Source organism: Cronobacter sp. 153480017-3, from assembly GCF_053627815.1.
Window position 1 is genome coordinate 36,589 of record NZ_JBSEYN010000001.1, and the last position, 25,967, is coordinate 62,555.

The 25,967-nt window shown below is 59.2% G+C and carries 23 protein-coding genes; 6 read left to right on the plus strand and 17 right to left on the minus strand.

Annotated elements, in window-relative coordinates:
• Positions 1 to 6: 6 nt before the first annotated feature.
• Positions 7 to 1,395: a Re/Si-specific NAD(P)(+) transhydrogenase subunit beta gene (gene pntB, locus ACUW6V_RS00165; RefSeq protein ID WP_171966118.1), complete on the plus strand. Its 1,389-nt coding sequence runs from the start codon at positions 7 to 9 to the stop codon at positions 1,393 to 1,395.
• A 115-nt stretch (positions 1,396 to 1,510) separates the two neighbouring features.
• On the opposite strand, the gene uspE is transcribed toward pntB, so the two are convergent.
• From uspE to ogt, 3 genes are all read right to left on the minus strand, one after another.
• Positions 1,511 to 2,467: a universal stress protein UspE gene (uspE, locus tag ACUW6V_RS00170; protein WP_007793150.1), complete on the minus strand. Its 957-nt coding sequence runs from the start codon at positions 2,465 to 2,467 to the stop codon at positions 1,511 to 1,513.
• A 136-nt stretch (positions 2,468 to 2,603) separates the two neighbouring features.
• Positions 2,604 to 3,356, minus strand: a complete 753-nt coding sequence (fnr, locus tag ACUW6V_RS00175; RefSeq protein WP_004385865.1) for a fumarate/nitrate reduction transcriptional regulator Fnr — start codon at positions 3,354 to 3,356, stop codon at positions 2,604 to 2,606.
• Between the two features lie 177 nt (positions 3,357 to 3,533).
• On the minus strand, positions 3,534 to 4,049 hold the full coding sequence (ogt, locus tag ACUW6V_RS00180) for a methylated-DNA--[protein]-cysteine S-methyltransferase (protein WP_004385864.1): 516 nt from the start codon (positions 4,047 to 4,049) through the stop codon (positions 3,534 to 3,536).
• 599 nt (positions 4,050 to 4,648) lie between these two features.
• Between ogt and smrA the strand changes: the two genes are divergently transcribed.
• Together smrA and ACUW6V_RS00190 are read left to right on the plus strand one after the other, a co-directional pair.
• A complete protein-coding gene (gene smrA / locus ACUW6V_RS00185) occupies positions 4,649 to 5,212 on the plus strand; it encodes a DNA endonuclease SmrA (RefSeq protein ID WP_004385862.1) in 564 nt (187 codons plus the stop codon).
• 200 nt (positions 5,213 to 5,412) lie between these two features.
• Positions 5,413 to 6,231, plus strand: a complete 819-nt coding sequence (locus tag ACUW6V_RS00190; RefSeq protein WP_454037821.1) for a Cof-type HAD-IIB family hydrolase — start codon at positions 5,413 to 5,415, stop codon at positions 6,229 to 6,231.
• A 27-nt stretch (positions 6,232 to 6,258) separates the two neighbouring features.
• Here ACUW6V_RS00190 and ACUW6V_RS00195 read toward each other — a convergent pair whose 3' ends face one another.
• From ACUW6V_RS00195 to ACUW6V_RS00260, 14 genes are all read right to left on the minus strand, one after another.
• Positions 6,259 to 7,353 carry an alkylhydroperoxidase domain protein gene (locus ACUW6V_RS00195; protein ID WP_454037822.1) on the minus strand — a complete coding sequence of 365 codons (1,095 nt, stop codon included), beginning with the start codon at positions 7,351 to 7,353 and terminating at the stop codon, positions 6,259 to 6,261.
• Positions 7,350 to 8,396: a putative FMN-dependent luciferase-like monooxygenase gene (locus ACUW6V_RS00200; RefSeq protein WP_454037823.1), complete on the minus strand. Its 1,047-nt coding sequence runs from the start codon at positions 8,394 to 8,396 to the stop codon at positions 7,350 to 7,352. Before ACUW6V_RS00200 ends, ACUW6V_RS00195 begins: the two co-directional genes overlap by 4 nt.
• The gene (locus ACUW6V_RS00205) at positions 8,393 to 10,003 is read right to left on the minus strand and encodes a dipeptide ABC transporter ATP-binding protein (RefSeq protein ID WP_454038046.1); all 1,611 of its coding nucleotides are present in this window, start codon (positions 10,001 to 10,003) and stop codon (positions 8,393 to 8,395) included. Before ACUW6V_RS00205 ends, ACUW6V_RS00200 begins: the two co-directional genes overlap by 4 nt.
• The gene (locus tag ACUW6V_RS00210) at positions 10,003 to 10,851 is read right to left on the minus strand and encodes an ABC transporter permease (RefSeq protein ID WP_454037824.1); all 849 of its coding nucleotides are present in this window, start codon (positions 10,849 to 10,851) and stop codon (positions 10,003 to 10,005) included. Before ACUW6V_RS00210 ends, ACUW6V_RS00205 begins: the two co-directional genes overlap by 1 nt.
• A complete protein-coding gene (locus ACUW6V_RS00215) occupies positions 10,851 to 11,795 on the minus strand; it encodes an ABC transporter permease (protein WP_454037825.1) in 945 nt (314 codons plus the stop codon). The genes ACUW6V_RS00210 and ACUW6V_RS00215 overlap by 1 nt, the downstream gene beginning before the upstream one ends.
• Positions 11,795 to 13,411 carry a TIGR04028 family ABC transporter substrate-binding protein gene (locus ACUW6V_RS00220; protein WP_454037826.1) on the minus strand — a complete coding sequence of 539 codons (1,617 nt, stop codon included), beginning with the start codon at positions 13,409 to 13,411 and terminating at the stop codon, positions 11,795 to 11,797. The genes ACUW6V_RS00215 and ACUW6V_RS00220 overlap by 1 nt, the downstream gene beginning before the upstream one ends.
• 146 nt (positions 13,412 to 13,557) lie before the next feature.
• On the minus strand, positions 13,558 to 14,745 hold the full coding sequence (locus ACUW6V_RS00225; RefSeq protein ID WP_097565439.1) for a carbohydrate porin: 1,188 nt from the start codon (positions 14,743 to 14,745) through the stop codon (positions 13,558 to 13,560).
• Between the two features lie 113 nt (positions 14,746 to 14,858).
• Positions 14,859 to 16,379, minus strand: a complete 1,521-nt coding sequence (gene arfA / locus ACUW6V_RS00230; protein WP_097641458.1) for an arabinosylfuranosidase ArfA — start codon at positions 16,377 to 16,379, stop codon at positions 14,859 to 14,861.
• Between the two features lie 12 nt (positions 16,380 to 16,391).
• The gene (locus ACUW6V_RS00235; protein ID WP_012124869.1) at positions 16,392 to 17,795 is read right to left on the minus strand and encodes a glycoside-pentoside-hexuronide (GPH):cation symporter; all 1,404 of its coding nucleotides are present in this window, start codon (positions 17,793 to 17,795) and stop codon (positions 16,392 to 16,394) included.
• A gap of 406 nt (positions 17,796 to 18,201) precedes the next feature.
• Positions 18,202 to 18,531 (minus strand): SMR family transporter, encoded by a 330-nt coding sequence (locus tag ACUW6V_RS00240; RefSeq protein WP_012124868.1) that lies wholly within the window; start codon positions 18,529 to 18,531, stop codon positions 18,202 to 18,204.
• 4 nt (positions 18,532 to 18,535) lie between these two features.
• Positions 18,536 to 19,105 carry a TetR/AcrR family transcriptional regulator gene (locus tag ACUW6V_RS00245; protein ID WP_007867595.1) on the minus strand — a complete coding sequence of 190 codons (570 nt, stop codon included), beginning with the start codon at positions 19,103 to 19,105 and terminating at the stop codon, positions 18,536 to 18,538.
• 123 nt (positions 19,106 to 19,228) lie between these two features.
• Positions 19,229 to 19,366: a DUF2474 domain-containing protein gene (locus ACUW6V_RS00250; protein WP_004387121.1), complete on the minus strand. Its 138-nt coding sequence runs from the start codon at positions 19,364 to 19,366 to the stop codon at positions 19,229 to 19,231.
• On the minus strand, positions 19,366 to 20,376 hold the full coding sequence (gene cydB / locus ACUW6V_RS00255; protein ID WP_454037827.1) for a cytochrome d ubiquinol oxidase subunit II: 1,011 nt from the start codon (positions 20,374 to 20,376) through the stop codon (positions 19,366 to 19,368). Before cydB ends, ACUW6V_RS00250 begins: the two co-directional genes overlap by 1 nt.
• Entirely contained in the window at positions 20,376 to 21,785 is a 1,410-nt protein-coding gene (locus tag ACUW6V_RS00260; protein WP_004387119.1) for a cytochrome ubiquinol oxidase subunit I, read from the minus strand. Before ACUW6V_RS00260 ends, cydB begins: the two co-directional genes overlap by 1 nt.
• Before the next feature lie 197 nt (positions 21,786 to 21,982).
• Here ACUW6V_RS00260 and ACUW6V_RS00265 point away from each other — a divergent pair, with 197 nt between their 5' ends.
• From ACUW6V_RS00265 to ACUW6V_RS00275, 3 genes are all read left to right on the plus strand, one after another.
• Positions 21,983 to 23,404, plus strand: coding sequence for an aminotransferase-like domain-containing protein (locus tag ACUW6V_RS00265; protein ID WP_097641456.1), 1,422 nt, complete (start codon positions 21,983 to 21,985; stop codon positions 23,402 to 23,404).
• 389 nt (positions 23,405 to 23,793) lie between these two features.
• Complete coding sequence (ydcS, locus tag ACUW6V_RS00270; RefSeq protein WP_054625434.1) at positions 23,794 to 24,939, plus strand: putative ABC transporter substrate-binding protein YdcS; 1,146 nt, start codon at positions 23,794 to 23,796, stop codon at positions 24,937 to 24,939.
• A gap of 13 nt (positions 24,940 to 24,952) precedes the next feature.
• Positions 24,953 to 25,966, plus strand: a complete 1,014-nt coding sequence (locus tag ACUW6V_RS00275; RefSeq protein WP_054625753.1) for an ABC transporter ATP-binding protein — start codon at positions 24,953 to 24,955, stop codon at positions 25,964 to 25,966.
• Position 25,967: the final 1 nt, after the last annotated feature.

The following is a 25,967-nucleotide window of genomic DNA, read 5'->3' on the forward strand; positions in this document are numbered from 1 at the left end:
TAAGTTATGTCTGGAGGATTAGTTACGGCTGCGTACATCGTCGCCGCAATTCTCTTTATTTTCAGCCTGGCGGGGCTTTCAAAGCACGAGACGTCACGGCAGGGCAACCTGTTCGGCATCGCGGGGATGGCGATTGCGCTGATCGCCACCATTTTTGGGCCATACGCCAGTAACGTGGGCTGGATAATCATCGCGATGGCGATCGGTGGGGCTATCGGTATTCGCCTTGCTAAACGTGTCGAAATGACCGAAATGCCGGAGCTGGTCGCTATTCTGCACAGCTTTGTCGGCCTCGCGGCGGTGCTGGTGGGCTTTAACAGCTACCTGCACCATGAGCCGGGCCTCGCGCCGGTGCTGGTCAATATTCATCTGACCGAAGTTTTCCTCGGCATTTTCATCGGTGCGGTAACGTTCACCGGCTCGGTGGTGGCGTTTGGCAAGCTGCGCGGCAAGATCTCTTCTAAACCGCTGATGCTGCCGAACCGTCACAAGCTGAACCTGGCGGCGCTGGTGGTCTCCTTCATTCTGCTGCTGATTTTCGTGCAGACAGAGAGCGCCGGCACGCAGGGCTTTGCGCTGTTTGTCATGACGATTATCGCGCTGGCGTTTGGCTGGCATCTTGTGGCGTCTATTGGCGGCGCGGATATGCCGGTGGTGGTTTCCATGCTGAACTCCTACTCCGGCTGGGCAGCTGCGGCGGCGGGCTTTATGCTGAGTAACGATCTGCTGATCGTTACCGGCGCGCTGGTGGGCTCGTCGGGTGCGATTCTCTCGTACATCATGTGTAAGGCGATGAACCGCTCGTTTATAAGCGTGATTGCCGGAGGCTTCGGCACCGACGGATCTTCCACCGGTGAGAGCGACGAAGTGGGCGAGCACCGCGAAATCACGGCGGAAGAGACGGCAGAAATGCTGAAAAACTCAATGTCCGTCATCATCACGCCGGGCTATGGTATGGCGGTAGCGCAGGCGCAGTATCCGGTGGCGGAAATCACCGAGAAACTGCGCGCGCGCGGCATCAAGGTGCGTTTCGGTATTCACCCGGTGGCGGGGCGTCTGCCAGGCCATATGAACGTGCTGCTGGCCGAGGCGAAAGTGCCTTATGACATCGTGCTGGAGATGGATGAGATCAACGATGATTTCAGCGATACCGACACGGTGCTGGTGATTGGCGCGAACGACACCGTCAACCCGGCGGCGCAGGACGATCCGAAAAGCCCCATCGCCGGGATGCCGGTGCTGGAAGTGTGGAAGGCGCAGAACGTGGTGGTCTTCAAACGCTCCATGAACACCGGTTATGCCGGCGTGCAGAATCCGCTGTTCTTTAAAGAGAACACGCAGATGCTGTTTGGCGATGCCAAAGCGAGCGTCGACGCCATTCTGAAAGCGCTGTAATTCGCGTGTATCTCTAAAACCGCCAGCCCGCTGGCGGTTTTTTTTCGCCTGTTGGGTGCGTTGTGGCAATAAAAAACCCGCCGGGCGGCGGGTTTTCTTCTGGTAAGATGAGACCTCAGTCGTCATCGTCCTCTTCATCATCGAGCTCCACGGTGCTCTGGAAATCGTCCGGCTTAATCACCAGCAGATCGCAGCGCAGATGATCAATCACCTGCTCGGCGGTGTTGCCGAGAAACGCCGCGGAAATCCCGGTGCGCCCAATGGTGCCCAGCACCACAATCCCGGCCTGTAAATGCTCAGCCAAATCCGGGATCACTTCTTCCGGCAGCCCTTTTTCAACATGCGTGACGCGCTCGCCGATGCCGAATTTCTGGCGCAGGGCTTTCATCGCCAGCAGATGCTGGCCGCGAATGGCGTCGTTGTAAACGCTCGGGTCAAAATCGGGGAGTTCGATGGCGATGTTAATCGGCGTTGCCGGATAAGCGCCCACCAGATGCACTTCGGTATGGTTAACCTGCTCGGCCAGGTGCAGCGTTTCGCGCACCAGCTTTTCGTTGAGGCCCGTGTGGTAAGGCTCTTCGCTCGCGAGATTGACTGCTACCACGGCTTTACCGCCTTCCGGCCACGGCTGGTCTTTCACCATCCAGACCGGGCAGGGGCATTTACGCAGCAGGTGCCAGTCGGTTGGCGTGAAAATCACCGATTCCAGACGGTCGTGCTGGTGCGCCATTTTCAGCAGCAGATCGTGACCGCCGCTGATCACTTCCTGAATGATGGCTTCGAAGGGGCGGTTATGCCAGACCACTTTAATATCAATGGGCACGCCCGCTTCTAAATAATATTTAGCCTGCTCGCGTATCCACGCGGTGCGCTGGCTGATAACGCCCTGACGCATGGCGGTGCGCTCATCAGGAGAGAGCAGAGTGGTCATTTCGTAGGAAAAGTCATAAATCGGCAGAAAGGCTTTAATGCGCCCGCCGATTCGCTGATGTAGATAAACTGCTCGCCGTAAAGCCGGTTGGTCATCCTGATTGGGGTCGATGGCCACCAGCATGTTTTGATACCTTGCCATACAGGGTCTCCTTACAACTGCTTACCCACAGTTTGTCATTTAAGAGTAACCCATATGGTGTGAATGAAACAGGAGAGAATTCCCAGCCGGATCAATAAATCACGAAAATTTAACGATCCGGCGGAAGAGGAAAAACTTATGCCACGTTGCGGGATTGTCCGGCCAGTTCTGCCAGGATTTCATGGTTTTCGATAGTGATATATTTGCCTTTTACCGCCAGCATGCCGCTCTTCTGGAAACGACCGAGCAGACGACTGATGGTTTCCACGGTCAGACCGAGATAGTTGCCGATATCGCCACGGGTCATCGTCAGGCGGAATTCGCGCGGTGAGAAACCACGTTCGGCGAAACGGCGCGACAGGTTATAGATAAAGGCCGCGAGGCGCTCCTCGGCGTTCTTTTTCGACAGCAACAGGATCATATCCTGGTCGCCTTTGATCTCGCCGCTCATCAGACGCATCATCTGCTGGCGCAGGCTCGGCATTTTGCCGGAGAGATCGTCTAACGTCTCGAACGGGATTTCGCAGACCATAGAGGTTTCCAGCGCCTGAGCGAAGCTTGGGTGATGCGCGGTGCCGATAGCATCGAAACCCACCAGATCGCCTGCCAGGTGAAAGCCGGTGATCTGCTCGTCGCCCTGTTCGGTGATGGTATAGCTCTTAATCGTGCCGGAGCGGATAGCGTACAGCGATTTTAATTCATCGCCCGCTTTAAAGAGCGTTTGCCCTTTCTGGATGGGCTTTTTGCGCTCGATAATATTATCGAGCTGATCAAGCTCATGCTCATTCAGGGTAAAAGGGATACACAACTGGCTGATACTGCAATCCTGGCAATGGATGGCACAACCGCCAGACTGAATGCGTCGTATAATTCGCTTTTCCGGGATCATAAGTTCGCTCAAGCCTTAATTGATATTAGTCAATTTTAACATATTTTGACCGTACAGGTAAATCCGGCTAATGCGCAAACAAAGAAAAGATCCTGGTCTAAATCTGACGTTTACTGCCATCCATCTGAATTACGGCGTATTTAATAAATTCCAGAAAATATTATTTTACAGTGTGAATTAAATCAGCAAATAACCTTCATGACGCAATAACCACTCCTTGCGCGCCACGCCACCCGCATAGCCGGTTAATGTGCCGTTACGGCCGATAACGCGATGGCATGGCACCACAATGCTAATGGGGTTCGAGCCGTTCGCGGCACCCACCGCGCGTGCCGCGCCCGGACGTCCTAAGCGCTCTGCCATCTCGCCATAATGCATCACCTGGCCGCATGGAATGGTGCGCAGCATCTGCCAGACTTCACGCTGAAACGGCGTGCCCGCGGTGGCGGTCGGCAGTGAATCAATCACCGCCAGATCGCCTGCAAACCACGCGCGAAGCGCGTCTGAGAGCCCGCCGGGGTTGACGCAACCCACGCGACGAAAGCCCTCCTGACGATAGTGAATGGCAAGCAACTGCTCCATACGGTCGCTGTGTTCTTCCCATTCCACCGCGCGCAGGCGCGACTGTTCATCAGCAATAACCCACAGCGGGCCTAACGGCGTCTCGATTTTATCTTCCAGTAATGTCAGCATTCGCGGTCTCCTTTTGAGGCGTCAACATAGCATGGCGCTCAGCGGCTCGCCATACCGCCACAGGGGGAGCGGAGGAGGGAGAATAGCGGGCATTCCCTTGCCCGAAGCGGCCGTTAAACGGCGCGCTGATTTCATTCTGGACCGGAAAGTAAAAAACCGTTGCGCTACGCCGCCACATTTCCGGAAAAAAGAAAGCGGCCTCTCTTTTTTCTGGAAAATAAAAAAATAGAGCCTGAAGACATCATATTCAGGCCCCACAGTACACACAGCAGCGCGTCCAGGCTTTGTTACCGCGATTATTATTCCTTAACATGCGGATAAAGAATTTATAGCAACTGAAACGCATATTGTCACAGCGAAGGGGTGATTTCATTCACATATATTTAACACCAACGATTAGCGAAACTGAATAATGTGATCCCGCCAGGCAATGTTCATCACCGCAGCGCGAAAAGCCCGCCGTATTCTTTGACGTTTATCGTCTCGCTATCCCTGGATGAAAAACCACGACAGAAAATAGTGCGCACAGCGCCACACATTGAGCCATCCTGAAAGGGAGGCTATAGTGTGCGCCCTGACGAAGTCCCGGAGGATTGACCGTGAACCCTGACGACAAATCACTCTTTCTTGACGCCATGGAAGATGTCAAACCCCTGAAAAACGCCAACGTCGCGCCGTGCCTGAAACCGAAAGCGCCGCGTCTCGTGCCGCGAGTCGACACCTTACAACTCGACAACCCGCTGACCACCGGTTTTCTGGATCTCATCCCGCGCGATGAGCCGCTGGAGTTTCGCCGCGAGGGGCTCCAGCAGGGCGTGCTGGATAAACTGCGGCTCGGTAAATATCCCCAGCAGGCGAGCCTCAACCTCCTGCGCCAGCCGGTGGAGCAGTGCCGCCAGAGGCTCTTTGCGTTCATCCACCAGGCGAAACGCGACGGGTTGCGTAATCTGCTTATCATCCACGGCAAGGGCCGTGAAGATAACTCCCACGCCAATGTCATTCGCAGCTATCTGGCGCGCTGGCTGACCGAGCTTGATGACGTGCAGGCGTTTTGCACCGCGCTCGCCCACCACGGCGGCGGTGGAGCCTGCTATGTGGCGCTGAAAAAATCCGCTGAGGCAAAGCAGGAGAACTGGGAGCGCCACGCCAAGCGCAGCCGCTAATCCGCACCGGGCGAAATCGCCCGGTTACTCTTCATCACGCCTTCCACCTGCCGCGCTGCGGTTCCGCTATCTTTAAACAGCGACGTTTCGCACAAACCTGAAGGTTTCATATGAAAATGATTAGGCCTTTACTCATATGGAATCTGCATGAAACAGTGATAGCATGAGCCGCTTATGTGGTAATGACTCAATGAGGCAGTATGAAAATTCAGCTCATCGCAGTAGATATGGACGGCACCTTTCTTAACGATAACAAACAGTACGATAAAGAAAGGTTTACAACGCAGTATGCGGCGCTGAAACAGCAAGGCATTAAATTCGTGGTGGCGAGCGGTAACCAGTATTACCAGCTCATCTCGTTCTTCCCGGAGATCAAAGACGAGATAGCGTTTGTCGCCGAAAACGGCGCGCTGGTCTATGACCACGGCGAGCGCATTCATCACGGCGAGTTGACCCGCGAGCAGTATCACCAGGTGGTGAAAACGCTCTCGGAACAGGGCGATTTCAACTATGTGGTCTGCGGGCTTGCGAGCGCGTATTACCAGGCGGGCGCGCCGGAGGCGTTCATCAGCCTGATGTCAAAGCACTATCACCGCCTTAAGCCGGTGGAGAACCTGCTCGATATCGACGACGTCATTTTCAAATTCTCGCTTAACCTGCCGGATGACCAGATCCCGGCGCTGATTGAGAGCCTCCATAACGAACTCGAAGGCGTCGTTAAGCCGGTCACCAGCGGCTACGGTTTTGTCGATCTGATTATCCCCGGATCGCACAAAGCGAGCGGCCTGGAGCGCCTGATGGCGCGCTGGAACATCACGCCGGAGGCCTGCGTGGCGGTGGGCGACAGCGCCAATGATCTCGAAATGCTGCGTCTGGTGAAATACTCGTTTGCGATGGATAACGCGGCGGCGGACGTGAAAGAGACCGCGCGTTATGCGACCGGCTCCAACAACCAGAGCGGCGCGCTGCAGGTGATTGACGCTGTGCTGAACCACCACAGCCCGTTTAACGCGTCGTAGCCGGGCACTCACGCGCCCGGCGTCAGGTCAGGCCGGTATAAAGGGCTCGCCGAGCGTCAGCATCAGCCGGTTGGCCCAGGCGAAAAACGCGGTGGCCTGCACCAGATCCAGCAGTTCCAGGTCGGTCAACACCTGCTCACGCAGCGCGGCCACGTGCGCAGCACCTGCCGTGGCGGGGGTGGCCGACAGCGCCGCGCTGAAATCGATGATCGCCCGCCTGAGCGCCGACTGTCCGGCGCTCAGGCTCCCGCCCGGCGCCACCTCCAGCAGCCGCTGCACCGCATCATTATCTTTTGAGAGCTGGCTTGCCTTACGGGCATGGACCGAGGCGCAGTAAATGCAGCCATTCACTTTGCTCGCGACCGTCGCCGCCAGCTCGCGCTCCGCCCGCGCCAGCCCGCCTGGGGTGTAAAAAATCCCTTTGTCCGTGAGCGTGCGTGCCTCCAGTGCGGGCAGGTTACGTGCCAGCAGGCGGAAATACCCGGAATCCTGATGCCCGAATCGGCGCAGCGTCTCCTGCTCATCCGGGCTGAAGGCGGCGAACGGTTTCGGTGCAAGCCACGGCTCCCAGCCCAGCTCATCCTGCGTGAAGGCGGTGGGTGCAGGTTGTCCACTCTGCGTAGTGGGCGTGGTATGCCAGCGGCCCGCGGGCGGAATGGCGGTTTCGCCCGGCACGCGCCCGCCGTTAATCAACCGGTAGCCGCGCAGCAGCCGGCTCTCAAAGCTCACAAACGCCACCACCTGCGCGAGCGTCACAATGGCTTCTTCGCTGAATCCAGCTTCCGTCAGCGCCGCGATTTCCTGCGCGGTCGCCTGCACCGGATGAAACGTGAGGATCTCCGCATGGCCGAGCGCGACGGAGAGACGCGCGGGCGGTGCCGGTTCGTCTTGCAGCGCCGCCGAATAATGCGCAGACAGCGCCTCATCCTCATGCCAGCGCGCCACCTCGCGGGCGAGATGCAGGCGCTCGGCACGGGTGAGATCGCTTGCACCGTTAAACAGCGCCTCGCGGCTGCGGGCAATATTTAACGTGGCGGCGTCGCGGGTGGCGCGCGCCAGCGCCAGCGGGGAGCCGGGCGTGATATCCGCAAGGGTATCGAGAAGATCGGGCGAGCGGGTCATAAGGTTTCCTTGATCGGGTTAAGGGTGGAGGCATCAAACGGGACGGCCTGTTTCCAGCCAAGCGCGGGGGCCACCTGCTGCGCCAGCAGTGAGATGGAGCGCAAGATAAACGGGTGCGGCGGATCGATGGAATGCACCTGGAACGACAGATCGGTGGCGCGTGCGAGCGCCGTATCGCGCGACAGCATGGTGAGCGTTTCCCGCGGCGTGCCGAGATGCACATCGAACGCGGCGATATAATCTTCCAGCGTCTCGCCCGTAAGCCGGTGGCCCTGCGCGCGGAACTGCGCGGCCTGGGCCGAAAGCCCGGTTTGCGCGAAGCGGCGGGCGTCGTCACTGTTATCCGTCACAAACGCGGTGCGCGAGGCCATAATGCGCGGCGCAACGCCTGCGGGCAGCGCATCGAGATAAGCGTCGATAATCGGGTTTTGCAGCGCGTCCAGCGGCATATCCGGCTCGCCCGCCGGGCGCGGCTGGGTGCGTGACAACATCAGGCCGTCTCCGGCGCGACCAGCACGCGCGCCGCCGTCCACTGAAAATGTCGCCTGCCACAGCCGCAGGCGCAACCCACGCGCCGCCGGGTAGAGATGATTATCGGTGCCCGCCAGCGGCTCATCGTTCAGCGCCGCGCGCAGCAGCGCCAGATGACGCCCATACGCCTCGCCGCGTTCCTCGCTTTGCAGCCCGAACGGCGGGAACGAGGAGGGCGTGCCGCCGGAGCCCAGCCCCAGCTCCACGCGCCCGCCGCTAAGCAGATCCAGCACGGCGGCGTCTTCCGCCACGCGCAGCGGCGATTCCATCGGCAGCGTAATGATCCCCGTACCGAGCCGGATGCGCCGGGTCTGCGCCGCCACGTGCGCTAAAAACAGCAGCGGCGAGGGCAGCCCGCCTTCCGCTTCATGAAAGTGATGCTGCGCCACCCAGGCGGTGTCAAAACCGCTGCGCTCGGCGTGCAGGATCTGCTCGGTGGCGAGGCGATAGCGCTCGGCCGCGCTGACGCGGTCCAGCAGGCGGGTGAAAAAACCTAAGCGTTTTTGGGTCATGCGACATCCTTATTCAACGGGCGGGGGGCCGGAATGGCGTTAAGCAACTGGCGCGTGTAGTCGTTTTGCGGCGCGCGGAAGACCGTGGCGACATCGCCATGCTCCACAAGCTTTCCGGCGCGCAGCACCGAGACCTGATGCGCGAAGCGGCGCACGGTCGCCAGATCGTGAGAGATAAACAGGTAGGTGAGGCCAAGCTCATCCTGCAGGGTTTCAAGCAGCGACAGGATCTGCGCCTGCACGGTGACATCCAGCGCTGACGTCGCCTCATCAAGAATGACGATTTGCGGGCCGGGGATGAGCGCCCGCGCAATCGCGACGCGCTGACGCTGGCCGCCGGAGAGCTGATGCGGCTTATGCGCCAGCAGCGCAGTAGGCAGCGCCACGCGCGCGGCCATGTCACAGACCTTCTCGCGCCGCTCGGCGCGGGAGAGGCGGGTAAAGTTGCGAAGCGGCTCCTCAATGATGGAAAACAGACTCTGGCGCGGGTCGAGCGACGAAAACGGGTTCTGCCACACCATCTGAATCGTCTGGCGCAGCGGGCGGCGCGCCTCGCGGCTGAGCGTGGCGTACTCGTTGCCATCAACCGTCACCGTGCCGCTGACCGGCGTCTGAAAGCCGAGCAAAATGCGCGCCAGCGTGGTTTTGCCGCTGCCGGATTCGCCTACCAGCGCATGGGTCATGCCGCGCTCCAGCGTCAGGTTTACCGCATCCAGCGCGGTCAGCGTATGGCCGCCGCCGAGCGTAAAACGCTGCGTTAGCGCGCGGATCTCCGCAGCCGGTGGGCCATTTCGCGCCGGGCGCGTCCGAAAACCGTCGGCGAACGCCGGGGCGTCGGCAAAGAGCTGTCGGGTATAGGCCGCGCGCGGCGCGTGGGTAATTTGCGCGGCACTCCCAATTTCCTGGATCTCGCCATGACGAAACACCAGCAGCCGGTCGGCACGCGAGGCGGCGAGCGCCAGATCGTGCGTGATAAACAGCACGGCGGTACCGGCGTCGCGACGCAGTTCATCCAGCAGATCGAGAATGCGCGCCTGCACCGTCACATCCAGCGCGCTGGTGGGCTCATCGGCGATGATAAGCGCAGGCTTCAGCGCCAGCGCAATAGCGATCAGCACCCGCTGTTTCATGCCGCCGGAGAGCTGGTGCGGATACTGCCTCGCCCGCAGCGCCGGTTCGCTCAGGCCGACACGCGCAAGCAGCGCCACCACTTCCGCGTCACGCGCGCGACGGCTAAGCCCGGTGTGAAGCGCTAACACCTCCGCGACCTGATCGCCGATAGTTTTCACCGGGTTCAGCGAACTGCCGGGGTCCTGCGGCACCAGGCTGATAACTTTGCCGCGCAGCGCGTTCATCCGCCGTTCGCTTGCGTGGGTTATCGTTTCGCCGTTCAGGCAGATATCCCCGTCCAGCCAGACGCCGTTTTCGCCCGCAAGCCCGATAATCGTCTGCGCGAGCGTCGTCTTGCCGGAGCCGGATTCGCCGACAATCGCCAGCACTTCGCCGGGAGCGACGGAAAAAGAGACATTGTGAACCACGCGGCGCACGTCGCGCCCGTGACGCCAGCCGAGGCTCAGATTGCGCACGTCCAGTACAGGTTCGCTCATCATGCTCTCCGGGTGTAATAGTGGCTGATGGTATTGGCGGCCAGCACCACGGCGATGGCCGCAAGGCCGGGGAAGGTGGTGAGCCACCAGGCGGTTGAGAGATAGTTGCGCCCTTCGGCAATGAGCAGCCCCCATTCCGGCGTGGGCGGCGGCGTGCCGTAACCGAGAAAGCTCAGCGTGGAAAGCGCAAGAATGGCGTTGCCAAACTGGAGCGCCGCGAAGGCCAGCACCGAGGTCAGCGAATTGGGCAGGATATGTCGCCACAGCGTGCTGAAGAACGTGCCGCCGCAGGCGATCGCCGCCTCGACATAATCGGTATGCCGCACGCGGACGACTTCGGCGCGGGCAAGACGCGCAAAGCTCGCCACCGAGGTGACGCCCACCGCCAGCGCGGCGTTCACCGTGCCAAAACCGAGCAGGATAATGACGCACAGCGCCAGCAGCAGGCCGGGGATCGCGAGCAGCACATCCACCAGTCGCATCAGCCATTGCTCGGTGCGCCCGCCCGCGGCACCGGCTACGACGCCATAGAGCGTGCCTGCGCCAAGCCCCAGCGCGACAGCCACCAGCGCGCCGCTGAGCGTATGCGACGCGCCCCAGACCAGCCGGGCGTAAAGATCGCGCCCCAGTTGATCGGTGCCGAGCCAGTGTTCGGCCCCTGGCGGCAGACGCTGCGCGCCCGGCGTGCCGGTGAGCGGATCAAATGCGGTGAAGAGGGACGGAAAGAGCGCCCACAGCGCGGCCAGCAACAGCGTAAGCCAGGCGAGCGTCAGCCCTGGCGGCAGGGGCGGGCGGCGCATAAAGCGCGTGCGGCGCGCCCGGACGTGTGAGAGGTCAAGTGTGGTCATCAGGCGGCCCTCCGCGACAGTGACAGCCGGGGATCGAGCAGCGGATAGAGCAGATCCACCAGCAGATTGATGAGTACAAACCCGAGCGCCGCCACCAGCACAATCGCCTGTAACACCGCCAGATCCTGATTGTTCACCGCGTCGCGGGTCAGTTGCCCGAGCCCGTTTAAGCCAAACACGGTTTCAGTCACCAGCGCGCCGGCGATAAGCTCACCCAGCAGCAGGCCCGCGACGGTCAGCACCGGCAGCAGGGCGTTGCGCGCCACGTGACGCCACAGCACGCCGCGGTGGCTGGCGCCTTTGGCGCGCGCGACGGTGACAAACGGCTGGTGCATAACCACATCAATATTGCGAATCAGCAGTTGCGCCAGCGGGGCGCTGATGGGTACGGCAAGCGTCATCACTGGCAATATCACCCCCTCCCAGAAGCCCGGATTAATCACCGGGATGAGCCGCCACTGGAAAGAAAAAAGCTGAATAAGCGTAATCCCGAGCCAGAACGTCGGCACCGCGACAAACAGCGACGGTAGCGCTGCGAACGTCCGGCGCAGCACGCGCCCGTAACTCAGCGTGGAGAGCGCGGCGAGCAGGACGGCGATCACCAGCGCCAGCGTAAACCCGAGCGCGGCGAGACGCAGCGTGGCGGGGAGGCTGGCGGCGAGCAGGGCGCTCACCGGTACGCCCGCCTGGAGCGAAAAGCCGAAATCGCCGCGCAGCGCGCCGCCGAGGCTTTCCAGGTATTGCCGCCACAGCGGCGCGTCCGCACCGTAGGCGGTGCGCATCTGCGCTATCTGGGCGGCGTTTAACCCCAGTTCCGGGTTCTGAAACTTAATGGCGATCGCATCGCCCGGCAGCAGTTGCAGCAGCACAAACGAGACGGTAAAGCTCGCCCACAGCACCAGCAGCGCCTGACCGACGCGCGCGCCGAGATAACGCCCGTCCATCAGTGTTTCTCCAGCCAGACGCCGTAAAAGCTCGGACGGCCTACCGCTTCAAACGTGAGGTTTTTCACCCACGGCGCGGCGGCGTAGACCTGCGGCTCTTCAAAGATCGGAATGATGTAGGCGTTATCGATGAGATACGCCTGCGCGTCGCCCGCTGCCGCGAGACGTTTTTGCGGGTCAACCTCCGAGGCGATGGTGGTGAGCAGCGTATTAAGCTTGTCGTCGATAAAATCGGTTTTCTGGCTCAGACCGCCTTTTTGCAGCAGCGCGTCGCGGTTTAACGGATGGAACTGGCTTTTGATGACGTCCGGATCGGCGCGGCCCACTTCCACCACGTTCACCGGCGTTTTGGCCGGATCGAGGCTGTCCTGCGCTTTGGTGCCCGCGTCGCCCGCGCGCACGTTGAGCTGCACGCCCACCTGTTTCCACTGCTGCGCCACCAGTTGCAGCACCTCTTTATTCTGCGGCTGCGGCAGCGATTCATAAACCGTCAGGCTCAGCGGCTGTCCCGCTTTGGTTCGAATCCCGTTCGCGCCTTTTTGCCAGCCCGCTTCGTCAAGCAGACGGTTCGCAAGCGCGGGGTCAAAGGTCAGTCTGGCGCTTAAATCGCGGTAGCCGGGCGCGCTTTTCGCCACCACAGACGTGGCGACCGGATAGTTCGGTGAAAAGAGGGTATCGACAATCTGGCGCGCGTTGGTCGCGTGAAGCAGCGCCTGGCGCACTTTGACATCGGCCACCAGCGGGTTGGCGGGGCGAAAGGCGATGCTGTCATTGACGCCGCGGGTCGGCGCGGCATAGACAGGAAACTGCTGATCCGCCGCCTGTTTTTCATCATACGCCTGTACCTGGCGAATGGCGTCCGCCTGGCCTGCCAGCAGCGCGCCGATGCGCACGCTGTCTTCCGGCGTCACCACGATCTTAATGCCGTCGAGATTCGCCGGGCCTTGCTGCGCGCTGTTCTGCGGCCCCCACCGGTAATCCTTGCGCGCGATAAGATTCACCTCGCGGCCCAGCGTCTCGCTCTGCACCACAAACGGGCCGGAGCCGATGATATGGCGCGCGTCGCCAAGCTCATCAAGATTGCGCGCGAGCGTACTGAGCGACACCAGCCCGGAGCCAATCGCCGAGGTGCCCTGTAAAAAGCCGGGCGAGGGTTTGCTGAAATAAAACTTCACGGTCAGCGGATCGATGACTTCGCTGCGCTGGTAGTTGTTAATCACCTCGGAAACCGGCAGGCGCTGTGCCTTATTGCCAAGCCCGTAAGTATCGAAGTTTTTGGCCACGGCAGTGGCGTCAAGCGGCGTGCCGTCAGAAAACGTCACGCCGGGGCGGATTTTAAAAGTGTATTCGGTTTTATCCGCGTTGCTGCTCCAGGACTGCGCTATCCACGGCTCTATCTCCAGCGTTTTCGGGTTCTGCCAGGTGAGCTTATCGGTTATCTGGTTCAGGATGCCGCCGTTGGGGTAAAAACCGCCTGCGGGTGGGTAGAGCGTCGTGTGCGCCTGCTGCTCCAGATAAATCAGCGTGCCGCCTTTCACCGGCGCGGCGCTTGCTGTATTGATCAGACCAAACGCGAGGCCGAGCGCCACGCCGCGCGCGGTAATGGAAAAGTGCATGGTGAATGTCCCTTATCGTCCGTTGTTATTAACTGTCTGTCGACGTTATAAAAACGCAGGGCGTCGGGGATGAGAACCAACAAAAATCGCTATCTAAATGCGGAAAATATATTTGGCCCCTCCACGGGCGCGAAGGGGCGAGGGCGTCAGAAGAAATATTTAAAGCGCACGCGTGCGCCGTAGCGGTCTTTATCGCCTTCGTTATCGTAGTCGCTCTCTTTAAGCGAGAGCTGCGACCAGTAAGCGCCGAGATAGATATTGAAGTTGTCCATATCCATCACGTTGGTGAAACCGTAGGAGAGATGCACGGTGTGAATGTCATATTTGCCGGGGTATTTCAGCTGGCCGTCTTCTTCACCGACGCTCGACATATTGAAGTCATCAATATTGTTGTGCGCGTAGATATAACCAAGCTCCAGATGACGCCACAGCACGTTGGCCCCGGCACTGAAGTCGGTTTCGTCATCGGCGTCCATATACGCGGTATTGATGTTAATCACCGTACCGTCGTCCGGATCGTTCTTCAGGCTGTTCCAGGTAAAGGTCGCGCCATAGCCGGTGCGGTCTGACTGATCCTGAAACCGCCCCTGGGCGTCGTTATAGCCGTAAGCGTTGCTCACCACGTTGGTTTCCATCGCCACGGCGGCGGAGAAGTGGTCGTCGCGCCACGCAACCACCGGGCGCATATAGATAACGTTCTTTTTATTCTCCAGCGCGTTGCCGTGGTAGGTGTCGTCGGCAAACAGCGTGGTGCCGTCTTTCACCATATTGTTCAGCTCGAAATACCAGTTGCCGTATTCGCCGCTGAACTGCACCGCGCCGCCGTTGCTGCTGCGCCCGCGGCCCTCTTTCATCATGTAGACGTAGCCGAAGCCGTCGCCGTAAATATCGTTCGCGGTGTTGCCGGAATACTGAATAAAGGTGTCCTGATTGAGCGGGAACATATCGTAGGCTTCAAAACGACCGACCTTGATTTTCCAGGCCTGCGGCTGACCGAAGTAAAACGCCGCGTCATCAAGATTGGTATGCCCCGACAGATCCGCGAGCGGCTGCACCGTGAAGCCTGCGAAATTGCCGTTTTTCTCGCGGTAACCATCCACGCCCAAAAGAATACGGCCGTTGACATCCCATTTTTCATGGTCGCCCGGTTTCCAGTCTTTATCGTCAGAGGTGCGCAGCGACGTAAGCTGCCCGGTGCGGCTCGCCGCATCGACGTTAAACTCCACATCGCCGTAGAATTTCAGATCGCCCTGCGGCGTATTCACTTTCATTTCCGCCATCGCGCAGGGCGCAAGCAGGCTGAACATACAGGGCAGTACCATCATCTTTTTCATCGTGTCTCTCTTATTGTTGTCAGTTTTTGGGCATAAGGCGGCCTTACCGCCGTTCGTAAACGGCGGTGTGGGCCTGTCAGAGGTTTTATTCCGTACGCGCGGGGCGTTCTCCTTTACGCGCGGGCGACCGACAGCGTGATACGGTTCCAGGTCAGCGGCGCGAGCGTGAGCGTGTTCTCACGCAGGCTGCCGTGCGGGTAATCGATAATCTCCGGGCGCACGCGGTTCGGATCGTCGAAAGTGTTTTTCGCGTACAGATCGTCGCTGCGCAGCACGCTGTGCTCTTTCAGACGGCAGTCGCTGAAGGCGGGCAGGTTGATATCAAGCTCATAAGCGGTAGTGAAATCGCAGTTCACGGCGAAAATATAAATTTCGCCGCGCGCCTCGTTATACACCACTGACGACTGAACGCTGCGGGCGTCGCCATATTTGCTCGCAAACGTTGGCACGGGCAGCTGGTGGCGCAGCACCACGCCGTCGCTGACGCTCGCGACCATCTCAAACGGCCAGTAAAGCGTCTGGCAGAGTGCGCCTTTGCCAGGCTCGGTGAAAATCGGCGCGATGACGTTCACCAGCTGCGCCAGGCTCGCCATTTTTACCCGGTCGGCGTGGTTCAGCAGCGAGCAGAGCAGGCCGCCCATCACCAGCGCGTCGAGGAACGAGTAGCGGTCTTCCAGCAGCGGCGGGGCCTCACGGAAGCGGTTCGCCGGATCTTTCATCGGCGCGTCCCACGGATCGCCGCGCAGATACCAGACGTTCCACTCGTCAAAGGAGATCATCATCTCTTTATTACTGCGCCGCACCGCTTTGGCGTAATTGGCGGTGCTGACGATGGTTTCGATGAAATTATCCATATTGACGAACGAGGCAAGAAAATCGGTCTCGCTGCCTTCGTTCTCGTAATACTGATGACAGGAGATAAAATCGACGTAATCGTACAGCTCCTCCAGCACGATGCGGTCCCACTCCGGGAAGGTCGTCATCGCCGAGCTGGAGCTGCCGCACGCCACCAGCTGCGCCTTAGGGTCGATACAGCGCAGGATTTTCGCGGTTTCGCGCGCCTTATGCGCATATTCGCGGGCATTCATCTGGCCGGTCTGCCACGGCCCGTCCATCTCATTGCCAAGACACCACAGGCGGAAGTTATACGGTTCGCGGCGTCCGTGCTGAATGCGCAAATCGCTGAGCGTGGTGCCGCCGGGGTGGTTGCAGTACTCGGCGAAATAGCCCGCCTCCTGCGGCGTGCCGGTGCCAAGGTTCACGGCGATCATCGGCTCGACGCCGGTTTTTTCGCACCAGCGCGCAAACTCATCAATGCCAAACTGGTTGGTCTCTTTACTTATCCAGGCGTAATCGAGGCGCACCGGGCGATCTTCCTTCGGGCCGATGCTGTCGCGCCAGTTAAAGCCGGAGACATAATTCCCGCCGGGGTAGCGCACCGTGGTGACGTGCAGCCCTTTGACGAGATCGATCACGTCCTTACGAAACCCGTCCTCATCCGCGAGCGGGTGCTCCGGCTCATAGACGCCGGTATAGACCGCGCGGCCCAGATGTTCAATGAACGAGCCAAACAGGCGCGGGTCGATGGCGGAAATCACGTTCTGCGGGTCGAGCGTAAATGAAAGCGTGGTCATAACGTCTCCTTATTAACGAAGGGCGGCATCGCTGGCATATTTGCCGACGCTCAGGTCATCCTGAATTTTCTGCATCGTCTTTTTGTCGAGCTTATAAAACAGGAAAATGGTGGAGGTCAGTACGCCGCCGATGGCCGGAATAAAAGTAATCAGCATCATAATGGCCTGCTGTGTCGCGGGTGCCTGCACGGCGGCTTCAGGAACATAATGCGTGGCGGAAAGCACCAGCGCGGTAATGGCACCGCCGATGGCGAGACTGACTTTCAGCGCAAACAGGTTGCCGGAGGCGTAAATACCGGACATGCGTTTTTTGAGTTTCCATTCGCCATAATCGTCGGCATCGGCGATAAACGACCAGAATACCGGAACGGTAATCGCGCCAATCCACGCACGCAGCGTATTCAGAATAAAGATCAGCATCACATTTTGCGGGTCGACAAAATAAATCACGACGGAAATGGCGGCCGTAATAAAACCGACGGCGATATACAGTTTCACTTTACAAATATAACGGGTGACGAAACTCGTCGCGAGATTACCGAGCACGCAGGCGACCACGCCAATACTGATAAACAGCGTCGTCATGGTGTTGTCGAGATGCATTAAATATTTGGTGAAATAGATAGTCGCGCCGCCGCAGACGAACGCCGGAATACAGCCAATAAACATCCCGGCGACGACCATCAGCCACTGGTCATTTTTAAAGGCCGAGCGGAAATTACGCACGATATTTTCCTGCTTTTCGCGCTGCGGCATAATGCGCTCGCGGGTATTAAAAAAGCAGAGTAAAAACAGGCACAGGCCGATAACCGAGAACATCGCGTTGGTAATAAAAAAGCCTTTCTGCTGGTTGCCGCCGCCCAGATAATCCACCAGCGGCAGCAGCGTCAGAGAGCAGAGCAGCACGGCGCTGTTGGCCATAGTGAAGCGGTAGGACTGGCAGGCCACGCGGTCTACCGGGTTTGCGGTGATCACGCTGCCAAGCGAGCAGTAAGGAATATTCACGGTGCTGTAAAGTACCGAGAGCAGTAAATAGGTGACGAAAGCGTATATCTCTTTCGCGCCGGTGCTTAAATCCGGCGTATAAAACGCGAAAATACAGATGGCGCAAAAGGGCACGCAGCCGTAGAGGATCCACGGACGAAAACGACCGTGGCGGGTCGGGTAACGGTCCGCCAGCGCGCCAATGACCGGATCAATAAACGCATCCAGCAGCCGCACCACTAAAAACATCGTAGCGATAAGGGCGGCGTTTAAGCCAAATATATCGGTATAAAACCAGGTTAAAAACATGGTTACCGGCCCCCAGCTCATATTGCAGGCCGCATCACCAAAACCGAAACCTAATTTCTCCCGGACCGTCAGTCGGTCCTGGGCAGGCGTCACTTTATCCAGCACTGCTGATTGCTGCACCATGATAAACCTCGTTGAATGAAATACCTGAAAGCCAGGGTGAGCATAAGGTAGCGGAGGAATACCCGGTGCGATGTGGCGCGCTTTTTATATTTTATAAATACCGCTTCCCATCCATATAAATGACAAAAAAATACATACCGCTATTTCGAATGAAAATAAGCGCGGCGAGATAATTGGTTTCTTATGGTGATTATCATTTCACGGAATAGTCGCGGAAATTTCAAATGATATATTTATTTGCCGCTGCGCTTATAGGCTTAATAATACTGAGCCTTTATTTTTGTGCGTTATATAAAACTATTTTCTCGCTTAGGATTATCCTTAGGTTGAAAGGGCGACAAATTCAGGCCAGACAGGGGGAATAATAAGAAAACGCGATGGCCGGGCGAACAGGCCCGGCGGAAAATCAATGCGCGACGGCGTGGGAGAACAGGTTTATCACGAGTACGCCCGCGATAATCAGCCCCATGCCGAGCATGGCAGGCAGATCGAGCTTCTGGCCGAGAAAAATCCAGCCCACCACGCCAATCAGCACAACACCGACGCCAGACCAGATAGCGTAAATAATGCCGGTCGGAATGGTGCGCATGGTGACGCTTAAACACCAGAACGCGATGCCGTAACAGACCGCCGTTACCAGCGTCGGCAGCAGACGGGTAAAGCCTTCAGAGAGCTTTAAAAATGTCGTGCCAATCACTTCACACACAATCGCCACAGAGAGCAGCAGCCAGGTCATGATGTTACTCCGTCATTGCCAGTAGAGTTTCGATTAACGCCGCCCGATCGTCAGGCGGCACCGTGTGGTCGCCGCAGAGCGCGGCAAACCAGAATCCATCTGCCGTCATGCGGCAGAGCAACCGACGCCGTGCCTTCTCAGGCGAGGCGTGTTCGTCGTCGTCGCGCGGCAGGGCGTCCCGCAGAAAGACGCCCCAGCGCTGCTGAAGGGCCGGGTCGGCGAAAATCGCCGTCATCAGCGCGCGTTGCATGGCCTGTTCACTGTCCGGCATTTTTCTGACACAGGCGTGAATATAAGCGCGGGTGGCGCGGCCATTCGGGTTGGGATCCTGCGCCATTAGCGTCTGGATCTCTTCCAGCAGCGCCTGTTCAAGGTGGTGCATCACGCCGTCCACCAGCGCCTGACGGGTCGGGAAGTGGTGCTGTAAACCCCCTTTGCTGATCCCGGCGCGGCGAATGACTTTTTCCTGCGTAAGGCCCGTCAGACCTTGCTCGGCGATAACTCCGGCGGCGCATTCCAGCAGCGTCTGGCGCAGCGCCTCGGGTGATTTTGAACGATGATGTGCTTTGCTCATAATAAAAAATCCGTCTGGATGGATTGTTTAATCGTATCGCCTGCACAGACAACTTTCAATAAACGGAATTTAAACGCGGTGGGGGAAGAAAAAGGCCAGCGCGAAGGCTGGCCTGAAAGAAGATTAGTGGGTTTTTAACCCGGCGGCGCTCATCAGCAGGCGCAACACCATGCTGACCGCGCCGAGCGCCAGAACGCTCGCGGACCAGATAACCACCAGCCACAGCAGCTTTTTCCAGCGCGGCGAATCGTGATGTTCCATCAGTGATAGCCCTCCCCATGCTGAACTTTGCCGCGGAACACGTAGTAGCTCCAGAAGGTGTAGACCAGAATTATCGGGATAATCAGCAGCGCGCCCACCAGCATAAAGCCCTGGCTTGCGGGCGGCGCGGCGGCCTGCCAGAGCGTGATATCAGGCGGAATGATGTGAGGCCAGATGCTGATGCCAAGCCCGCTGAAGCCTAAGAAAATCAGCCCCAGCGTCAGCACGAACGGCAGCGTGTGGCTCTCAGAGTCCGCAAGCTTGCGCCACAGCCAGAGGCTGAACAGCGCCACCAGTACCGGCACCGGCAGCAGGAACCAGAGATTAGGCAGCGTGAACCAGCGATCGGAAACCGCCTGATGGGCGAGCGGCGTCCAGGCGCTGATGATGACGATGACCGCCAGCAGCGCCAGCAGCAGCGAACGCGCGAGGCGACGCATATTCTGGTGCAGCTGGTTTTCGCTCTTCATGACAATCCAGCTTGCGCCGAGCAGCGCATAGGCGACCACCAGCCCCACGCCGCAGAAGAGGTTAAACGGCGTCAGCCAGTCGAGCGCGGAACCGCTGAAGGTGCGGCCTGTGACTTTAAAGCCGTTAATCACCGCGCCCACCACCACGCCCTGGCAGAAGGTCGCCAGGATCGAGCCGCTCAGAAACGCCTTATCCCAGAAGGGCCGGTGGGTGGGCGTCGCTTTAAAGCGGAACTCAAACGCCACGCCGCGAAAGATAAGACCAATCAGCATCAGCGTCAGCGGAATGGTCAGCGCGTCGATAATCACCGCGTAGGCCAGCGGAAACGCGCCGAACAGGCCCGCGCCGCCCAGCACCAGCCAGGTTTCGTTGCCGTCCCACACCGGGGCCACGCTGTTAACCATCACATCCCGGTCGTGACCGTCACGCACAAACGGGAACAGAATGCCGATGCCGAGATCAAAGCCATCCATCACGATATACATCAGCGTGGCGAAGACGATAATCACGAACCAGATAATGGAGAGATCGATACCCATTACGCTTTCTCCTCTGCGCTGTCCAGAGATTCGCCTGCCGCCGACAGCGGACGCGCCGGTCTGCCGTCGGTGCTGGAAGGGATATCATCCAGCGGCTGCGGCCCTTTTTTAATCAGTCGTACCATATAGCTGTAGCCGACGCCGAAGACAGAGGTATAAACCACGATAAAGGCGATAAGGCTCAGGCTCATCTGCAGGTCGCCGTGCCCGGAGACCGCGTCGCGGGTGCGTTGCAGCCCGTACACGACCCACGGCTGACGACCCACTTCGGTTGTCACCCAGCCCGCGAGAATGGCAATCAGCCCGGCAGGGCCCATCCAGAGCGCGAAGTGGTGGAAGGGGCGAGAGGTGTAGAGGCGGTTCTTGTACCGCAGCCAGACGCTGATCACGCCAAGCAGGATCATCAAAAGCCCCATCGCCACCATAATGCGGAACGACCAGAACACGATGGTGGAGTTCGGCCGATCTTCTTTCGGAAACTCTTTAAGCGCCGGCACCTGTTTATCGAGGCTGTGGGTAAGAATAATGCTGCCGAGTTTTGGCACTTCTAGCGCGTATTTGGTACGTTCTTCGTCCATATCCGGGATGCCGAAGAGCGTCAGCGGCGTCGCCTCGCCCGGCGGGTTCTCCCAGTGGCCTTCAATGGCCGCGATTTTAGCGGGCTGATGCTTAAGCGTATTCAGCCCGTGCATATCGCCAATCATCGCCTGAATGGGGGCGACTATCAGCGCCATCCACAGCGCCATAGAGAACATGCGGCGAATCGCGGGTGTATCGTTGCCGCGCAGCAGATGCCAGGCGGCAGACGCGCCGACAAAAAACGCACTGCTTAAAAACGCCGCTATCGACATATGCAGCAGGCGGTACGGGAAGGAGGGGTTGAAAATTACCGCCACCCAGTCCACCGGCACCACCTGGCCGTTGTGGATCTCAAAGCCCTGCGGCGTGTGCATCCAGCTGTTGGAGGCGAGGATCCAGAAGGTCGAAATCAGCGTGCCGAGCGCCACCATGCAGGTGGAGAAAAAGTGCAGGCCGGGGCCGACTTTGTTCCAGCCAAACAGCATCACGCCGAGGAAACCGGCTTCGAGGAAGAAGGCGGTCAACACTTCGTAGGTCAGCAGCGGGCCGGTAATGCTGCCCGCAAACTGCGAAAAGCCGCTCCAGTTCGTGCCGAACTGATAGGCCATCACCAGGCCTGAGACCACGCCCATCCCGAAGTTAACGGCGAAAATTTTCGACCAGAAATGGTACAGCGAGCGCCATACCGGATTTTTTGTTTTCACCCACAGCCCTTCCAGCACCGCCAGATAGCTGGCGAGACCGATAGTGATAGCGGGGAAAATAATGTGGAAAGAGACAGTAAAGGCGAACTGAATCCTTGCCAGATGAAACGCATCTAAACCAAACATGCAAACCTCATGACATAATGTTGTCCGCGATCATGGTAATCCGGGGCAGCACGAACGTGCAGAAACAGAAAAACGTTATTTGACTATAACAGTTAAATAAAAAGTTGCGATTTTGCTTGCCTGATCTAACCAGACGGCACGATGATACGCGCTCTGCGTTAACCCCTTGTGAATGCGGCCGGATGCCGCGAGGTGCGATGAAAAAATACCAGCGGCTGGCTCAGCAGATAACCGATCAGATTGCCCTCGGGGTGTGGCACCCTGGCGACCGGCTGCCGTCCCTGCGCGAGCAGGTGGTGAGCAGCGGCATGAGCTTTATGACCGTGAGCCACGCCTATCAGACGCTGGAAAGTCAGGGGATCATCGTGGCGCGCCCGCAGTCCGGTTACTACGTCGCCCCGAAACCCACGCCCCGCGCGCCGCAGGCGCTCGAACAGGTGACCCGCGACGAACAGGTCGACATCAACACCTATATTTTTGATGTGCTCCAGGCGAGCACCGACGCCGCCGTGGTGCCGTTCGGCTCGGCGTTTCCCGATCCGCGCCTCTTTCCGCTGGCGCAGCTTAACCGCTCGCTCTCAAGCGTCAGCCGCTCGGCCAACGCCATGAGCGTGATTGAAAACCTGCCACCGGGCAACGAGGCGCTGCGCCACGCCATCGCCCGGCGATACGCGATGCAGGGCATGAACGTCTCGCCCGATGAAATTGTCATTACCGCAGGCGCGCTCGAAGCCTTAAATCTGAGCCTCCAGGCCGTCACCGAGCCAGGCGACTGGGTGATTGTCGAAAACCCCTGTTTTTACGGCGCGCTTCAGGCGCTGGAGCGTTTACGGCTGAAGGCGCTCTCTGTGGCGACCGACGCGGTCAACGGCATCGATCTCGCGGCGCTCGAAAAGGCGCTGCAGGAGTACCCGGTGAAAGCCTGCTGGCTGATGAGCAACGCCCAGAACCCGCTCGGCTTTACGCTGAGCGCGCAGAAAAAACAGCAGCTCATGGCGCTGCTTTCGCGCTACAACGTGGTGCTCATTGAAGATGATGTTTACAGCGAGCTTTACTACGGGCGCGAGAAACCGCTGCCGGTGAAAGCCTGGGATGACCAGGGGCTGACGCTGCACTGTTCGTCGTTTTCCAAATGTCTGGTGGCCGGGTTTCGCATCGGCTGGGTGGCGGCGGGCCGCCATGCGCAGCGCATCCAGCAGCTTCAGCTGATGAGCACGCTCTCTACCAGCTCGCCGATGCAGATGGCGCTGGTGGATTATCTCGCCACACGACGCTACGACACCCACCTGCGGCGTCTGCGCCGCGTGCTGGCGGAGCGCAAACAGGCGGCGTGGCAGTCGCTGCGCCGTCACTTTCCGCAGGCCGTTAAAATTCACCGCAGCGAGAGCGGCTATTTCCTCTGGGTAGAATTGCCCGCATCGCTGGATGCAGGAAAGCTTCACGAGCAGGCGCTGGCGCACCAGATAAGCATTGCGCCCGGCAAAATGTTCACCACCAGCGCGCGCTGGCATAACTATTTTCGCTTCAACGCCTCCTGGGCGTGGGGCGAGCGCGAAGAGCAGGCGGTGAAGACGCTCGCGCGGCTCATCCGCGAAGCAATGGCGAAAGCGCCGCAATGAGGCGATAAACGCGCGAAATAACCTTTCGGTAATGCGCGTTTATATTCTCAAATAAAGAAAAGGTTATTGCCGAAATAAAAAACCCCGCCTGATTCAGGCTTATTCCACAACGATTATTTCTGTTAATCGTCTTTCCGCTCGGGCATATGAAATCATAATAGTTAACGGAAAAGGCTTCACATCGCTAAGCGACTGTCTACACTGTGAAAAACCACCACCTGATTTATGCAACGTAAGCACTAAAACAATAAAGAGTGCGCGGTTTGTCACAACCTGAATAAATTCCGCCAGCGCCCGCAGGCGCGTTTATCTGTGCCTGTATATGGTTATTTTGGGAGATATTTTTACGGCACGGCGGCCGACTCATCATTCAGACAGGAGCAACGACCATGACCAAATCCTTCGCGCTTAGCGCGGCCGCCGCGCTGTGCCTGACGACCACTATCGCCAGCGCCGCCGAGCCGCCTTCCCAACTCGGCCAGGGGGAAGGCCGCCTCGATATCATCGCGTGGCCGGGCTATATCGAACGCGGCCAGACCGACAAAGCTTATGACTGGGTGACGGAGTTTGAAAAATCGACCGGCTGCGCGGTGAATGTCAAAACCGCCGCTACGTCCGATGAAATGGTCAGTCTGATGGCGAAAGGCGGTTACGATCTGGTCACGGCCTCCGGCGACGCCTCGCTGCGCCTCATCATGGGCAAACGCGTGCAGCCGATTAACACCGCGCTCATCCCGAACTGGAAAAATGTCGACCCGCGCCTCGTCAAAGGCGAATGGTTTAACCTCGACGGTAAAGTCTACGGCACGCCGTACCAGTGGGGGCCAAACCTGCTGATGTATAACACCAAAGCGTTCCCGACGCCGCCGGACAGCTGGGCCGTGCTGTTTGTGAAACAAACGCTGGCGGATGGCAAATCCAATCAGGGCCGCGTGCAGGCCTACGACGGGCCGATTTATATCGCCGACGCGGCGCTCTACGTCAAAGCCACTCAGCCAGAGCTTGGCATCACCGATCCTTATCAACTGACCGAGGCGCAGTATGGCGCGGTACTGAAAGTGCTGCGCGACCAGCATCAGCTGATCCACCGTTACTGGCACGACACCACGGTACAGATGAGCGATTTCAAAAACGAGGGCGTCGTGGCCGCCAGCGCCTGGCCGTACCAGGCGAACGCGCTGAAAAACGAAGGCCAGCCCATTGCCACCGTTTTCCCGAAAGAGGGCGTGACCGGCTGGGCCGACACCACCATGCTGCATGCCGACGCGAAACACCCTAACTGCGCCTATCAGTGGATGAACTGGTCGCTGACGCCGAAAGTGCAGGGCGATGTCGCCGCCTGGTTCGGCTCGCTCCCGGCGGTGCCGGAAGGCTGTAAGGCCAGCACGCTGCTTGGCGAGAAGGGCTGCGAAACCAACGGCTTTACCTTCTTCGACAAAATCGCCTTCTGGAAAACGCCGGTGTCGCAGGGCGGGAAATATGTGCCCTACAGCCGCTGGACGCAGGATTACATCGCCATCATGGGCGGGCGCTAAGCGCGGGGGACGTATGGCTTACGCAGTGGAGTTTCAGCAGGTTTCCAGGCGCTACGGCGACGTGCGCGCGGTTGATAACGTCAGCATGACGATTGAAGACGGGGAGTTTTTCTCGATGCTGGGGCCGTCCGGCTCCGGCAAAACCACTTGCCTGCGGATGATTGCGGGCTTTGAGCAACTGAGCGACGGCGCGATTCGCCTGTTCGGGCGGGAAGCCAGCGAGCTGCCGCCGTGGGAGCGCGACGTTAACACGGTGTTTCAGGATTACGCGCTGTTTCCGCATATGTCGGTGCTGGAGAATGTCGCCTATGGGCTCATGGTCAAAGGCGTTGATAAAAAAACGCGGCTTAACCGCGCCCGCGAGGCGCTGGAGCGGGTGGCGCTCGGTTTTACCCATGCGCGCAAGCCCTCGCAGCTCTCCGGCGGGCAGCGCCAGCGCGTCGCCATCGCCCGCGCGCTGGTCAATCAGCCGCGCGTGCTGCTGCTCGACGAACCGCTCGGCGCGCTCGATCTCAAACTGCGCGAACAGATGCAGGTGGAGCTGAAAAATCTGCAACGCTCGCTCGGCATTACGTTTGTGTTCGTTACGCACGATCAGGGCGAGGCGCTGTCGATGTCCGACCGGGTGGCGGTGTTTAACAACGGGCGTATTGAGCAGATTGACGCGCCGCGCGAACTCTACATGCGCCCGCGCACGCCGTTTGTCGCGGGCTTTGTCGGCACCGCCAATGTGCTGAGCGAATCCATGATGCGACACCTCGGCGGCGAGCCGGGCACCTTTTCGCTGCGTCCTGAGCATATCCGGCTTAACGAGCCTGGCGACATCCAGGTGCGCGGCACGGTGCAGACGGTGCAGTTTCAGGGCGCGGCCACGCGCGTGGAGCTGGCGCTTGAGGGCGGCGAAAAGCTGCTGGTAAGCCAGGCGAACCCGTCGCCAGTGGCCGATGCGTCGCTGCCGCGGGCGGGCCAGGCGGTGACCGCCTCCTGGGCGCGCGCCGCCATGATCCGGTTGCAGGGAGAGGGGTGAG

Excerpts from the sequence above, each read along its gene's own strand:
- ACUW6V_RS00275 (WP_054625753.1), top strand. The coding sequence starts at position 24,953 with ATGGCTTACGCAGTGGAGTTTCAGCAGGTTTCCAGGCGCTACGGCGAC.
- ogt (WP_004385864.1), bottom strand. The coding sequence starts at position 4,049 with ATGCTGACATTACTGGAAGATAAAATCGAGACGCCGTTAGGCCCGCTG.
- ACUW6V_RS00195 (WP_454037822.1), bottom strand. The coding sequence starts at position 7,353 with ATGACCCGCTCGCCCGATCTTCTCGATACCCTTGCGGATATCACGCCC.
- ACUW6V_RS00265 (WP_097641456.1), top strand. The coding sequence starts at position 21,983 with ATGAAAAAATACCAGCGGCTGGCTCAGCAGATAACCGATCAGATTGCC.
- ydcS (WP_054625434.1), top strand. The coding sequence starts at position 23,794 with ATGACCAAATCCTTCGCGCTTAGCGCGGCCGCCGCGCTGTGCCTGACG.
- ACUW6V_RS00235 (WP_012124869.1), bottom strand. The coding sequence starts at position 17,795 with ATGGTGCAGCAATCAGCAGTGCTGGATAAAGTGACGCCTGCCCAGGAC.
- cydB (WP_454037827.1), bottom strand. The coding sequence starts at position 20,376 with ATGGGTATCGATCTCTCCATTATCTGGTTCGTGATTATCGTCTTCGCC.
- ACUW6V_RS00215 (WP_454037825.1), bottom strand. The coding sequence starts at position 11,795 with ATGGACGGGCGTTATCTCGGCGCGCGCGTCGGTCAGGCGCTGCTGGTG.
- ACUW6V_RS00200 (WP_454037823.1), bottom strand. The coding sequence starts at position 8,396 with ATGACCCAAAAACGCTTAGGTTTTTTCACCCGCCTGCTGGACCGCGTC.
- uspE (WP_007793150.1), bottom strand. The coding sequence starts at position 2,467 with ATGGCAAGGTATCAAAACATGCTGGTGGCCATCGACCCCAATCAGGAT.
- ACUW6V_RS00210 (WP_454037824.1), bottom strand. The coding sequence starts at position 10,851 with ATGACCACACTTGACCTCTCACACGTCCGGGCGCGCCGCACGCGCTTT.
- arfA (WP_097641458.1), bottom strand. The coding sequence starts at position 16,379 with ATGACCACGCTTTCATTTACGCTCGACCCGCAGAACGTGATTTCCGCC.
- ACUW6V_RS00205 (WP_454038046.1), bottom strand. The coding sequence starts at position 10,003 with ATGAGCGAACCTGTACTGGACGTGCGCAATCTGAGCCTCGGCTGGCGT.
- ACUW6V_RS00240 (WP_012124868.1), bottom strand. The coding sequence starts at position 18,531 with ATGACCTGGCTGCTGCTCTCTGTGGCGATTGTGTGTGAAGTGATTGGC.
- ACUW6V_RS00260 (WP_004387119.1), bottom strand. The coding sequence starts at position 21,785 with ATGTTTGGTTTAGATGCGTTTCATCTGGCAAGGATTCAGTTCGCCTTT.
- ACUW6V_RS00250 (WP_004387121.1), bottom strand. The coding sequence starts at position 19,366 with ATGGAACATCACGATTCGCCGCGCTGGAAAAAGCTGCTGTGGCTGGTG.
- ACUW6V_RS00225 (WP_097565439.1), bottom strand. The coding sequence starts at position 14,745 with ATGAAAAAGATGATGGTACTGCCCTGTATGTTCAGCCTGCTTGCGCCC.
- fnr (WP_004385865.1), bottom strand. The coding sequence starts at position 3,356 with ATGATCCCGGAAAAGCGAATTATACGACGCATTCAGTCTGGCGGTTGT.
- pntB (WP_171966118.1), top strand. The coding sequence starts at position 7 with ATGTCTGGAGGATTAGTTACGGCTGCGTACATCGTCGCCGCAATTCTC.
- ACUW6V_RS00190 (WP_454037821.1), top strand. The coding sequence starts at position 5,413 with ATGAAAATTCAGCTCATCGCAGTAGATATGGACGGCACCTTTCTTAAC.
- ACUW6V_RS00220 (WP_454037826.1), bottom strand. The coding sequence starts at position 13,411 with ATGCACTTTTCCATTACCGCGCGCGGCGTGGCGCTCGGCCTCGCGTTT.
- ACUW6V_RS00245 (WP_007867595.1), bottom strand. The coding sequence starts at position 19,105 with ATGAGCAAAGCACATCATCGTTCAAAATCACCCGAGGCGCTGCGCCAG.